Origin of the sequence: Micromonospora sp. M51, assembly GCF_018070305.1 — a bacterium.
Lineage (GTDB): Bacteria > Actinomycetota > Actinomycetes > Mycobacteriales > Micromonosporaceae > Micromonospora > Micromonospora parva.
The window spans coordinates 1-2,486 of sequence record NZ_JAGPXZ010000832.1 but is presented as its reverse complement, the minus strand read 5'-3'; the positions used below and the strand labels follow the sequence as shown (position 1 = coordinate 2,486).

Sequence of the window (2,486 nt, the reverse complement as noted above, 5' to 3'; positions counted from 1 at the left end):
GCTAGGGGAGGGGCCAGGGGAGGGTCAGCTCGCCCTGACGCCAGCGGGTGCTGTTGTCGAGGACGGGCCAGCCCGTTTCCCGCAGGCGGGTCACCGCTCGCAGCCAGCGTTGGCGGGGGCCGAAGGTGGCGTACGGAGCGGCGGCCTGCCAGGCGTCGTCCAGGGCGCGGATCAGCGCGTGCACCGGCTCACCGGGCACGTTGCGGTGGATCAACGCCTTGGGCAGCCGCTCGGCCAGCTCGGCGGGGCTGCCCAGCGTGGTGAGCTTCGCGGCCAGGGTCAGCGACCGTGGGCCGTCGGCGTCGATCAGCAGCCAGCTGGCGAGCCGCCCCAACTCGTCACACGTGCCCTCGACGAGCACTCCACCGGGGGCGAGCGCGGCGGTCATCGTCCGCCAGGCTTCGGCCACCTCGCTCTCGTCGTACTGTCGCAGCACGTTGAACGCGCGGACCAGCACCGGCCGGAGCCCGGCCAGCTCGAAACCGCCCCGGGCGAACGTCAGCCCGGGTGGATCGGCGGCCGGTGCCGCGGCTGCCACCCGGGCCGCGTCGATCTCCAACCCGACCAGCCGCACGTCCGGGCGCACCCCGGCCGCCAGCCGAGCGCGCAGCTCCACGGCGGTCACCGGGGTGGCGCCGTAACCGAGGTCGACCACCCGCGGGTCGTCCGCCGCCAGCAGCCGGTCGGCGCAGGTGGCGACGATCCAGTTGTCCACCCGGCGGAGCCGGTTAGGGTTCGTCGTGCCGCGCGTGACCACCCCGACCGCGCGCCGCCGCGCTGTAGGGCTCATGTCGACCTCAGGGCCAATCTTCGTTCGCGGCTGCGGGCTCGCAAACCCGGCTCACTCCTCGCGCTTCACTGCGTGGTCTCCGTTCGCGGCTGCGGGGCTCGCAAACCCGGCTCACTCCTCGCGCTTCACTGGCCCACTCGGTGCACCTTGTGCTGGGCGGCCTGCGCCCGTGGCCGGACCACCAGCCGGTCGACGTTGACGTGCTCGGGGCGGGTGGCGCACCAGGCGATGCAGTCGGCGACGTCCTCGGCGACCAGTGGCCCCGGCACCCCGGCGTAGACGGCGGCTGCCCGTTCCGCGTCGCCCTCGAAGCGGACCAGCCCGAACTCGTCGGTCTTCACCATGCCCGGGTCGATCTCGATGACCCGCAGCGGCCGGCCACACAGCTCCAGGCGGAGCGTGCCGGCGATCGCGGTCTGCGCGTGCTTCGCGGCGGTGTAGCCGCCCCCGCCCTCGTACACGGTCAGGCCGGCGGTGGACGAGACCACCACGATGGTGCCGGAACCGGAGGCTTCCAGCGCCGGCAGCAGCGCCTGGGTGACCCGCAGGGTGCCGAGCACGTTCACGTCGTACATCCACTGCCAGTCGGCGACCGAGCCGGACTCCACCGGGTCCAGCCCGCGCGCCCCGCCAGCGTTGTTGACCAGGAGGGTGACCGGCCCGGGTGCCTGCGCGGCGGCCTCGGCCAGCCGGGCCACCGACTCGTCCGAGGTGACGTCGCAGGTCACCGCGGTGGCCTGCCCGCCGGCGGCGGTGATCTCGGCGACCAGGTCGGTGAGCCGTTCGGCGCGGCGGGCGGCGGCGAGCACGTGGAATCCCTCGGCGGCGAGCCGGCGGGCGGTGGCCGCGCCGATCCCGCTGGACGCTCCCGTGACGATGGCGACTGAGGTCATCCCGACATTGTCACAGTGGGCGTGCCACCGGCCCCGACCGGGCGTGCGGCAGGCATCGGCGGGCGTCCGCGTGATGAGGTCCGTCACCCCGGGGGGCCGCGCCCGGGAATTTCCGGAGGCCGATGGGGAAGATGGCACCGGGCGTACAGGTTGACCGAGAAGCGCCGGTCGTGCGAGACGGCATCAACCGTGACGAAGGAGCGGATGTGGCGGAAATGCACACCGGTGTCGGGCGTCAGCGAGGTGCCCAGCCGTGGCCCCGGCCTCGCCGCATCGCCACCCTGTCGGTACACACCTCGCCCCTGCACCAACCCGGCACGGGTGACGCCGGCGGCATGAACGTCTACATCCTCGAAGTCGCCCGGCGTCTCGCCGAGGCCAACGTGGAGGTGGAGATCTTCACCCGGGCCACCTCCGGTGACCTCCCCCCGGTGGTCGAGATGGCACCCGGGGTGCAGGTCCGGCACATCACCTCCGGCCCCCTGGAAGGGCTCACCAAGGAGGAGTTGCCCGGTCAGCTCTGCGCCTTCACCGCCGGTGTGCTGCGCGCGGAGGCATCCCGCCCGCCCGGCCACTACGACCTGATCCACTCGCACTACTGGCTCTCCGGCCAGGTCGGCTGGCTGGCCAAGGAGCGTTGGGGTGTGCCGCTGGTGCACACCGCGCACACGCTCGCCAAGGTCAAGAACGCCCAGCTCGCGGCCGGTGACCGCCCAGAGCCGAAGGCCCGGGTCATCGGCGAGGAGCAGGTCGTCGCCGAGGCCGACCGGCTGGTCGCCAACACCCGGGGCGAGGCCAGCGAC

General features: G+C 73.5%; 3 protein-coding genes. 1 reads left to right on the top strand and 2 read right to left on the bottom strand.

Features of this window, described 5'->3' with window-relative positions:
• Position 1: 1 nt before the first annotated feature.
• Together KBX53_RS29450 and KBX53_RS29445 are read right to left on the bottom strand one after the other, a co-directional pair.
• Entirely contained in the window at positions 2-790 is a 789-nt protein-coding gene (locus KBX53_RS29450; RefSeq protein WP_210862892.1) for a class I SAM-dependent methyltransferase, read from the bottom strand.
• A 125-nt stretch (positions 791-915) separates the two neighbouring features.
• Entirely contained in the window at positions 916-1,683 is a 768-nt protein-coding gene (locus tag KBX53_RS29445; RefSeq protein ID WP_210862890.1) for an SDR family oxidoreductase, read from the bottom strand.
• 122 nt (positions 1,684-1,805) lie between these two features.
• Between KBX53_RS29445 and KBX53_RS29440 the strand changes: the two genes are divergently transcribed.
• On the top strand, positions 1,806-2,486 hold a 681-nt coding region (locus KBX53_RS29440; protein WP_210862888.1), incomplete at its 3' end, for a glycosyltransferase.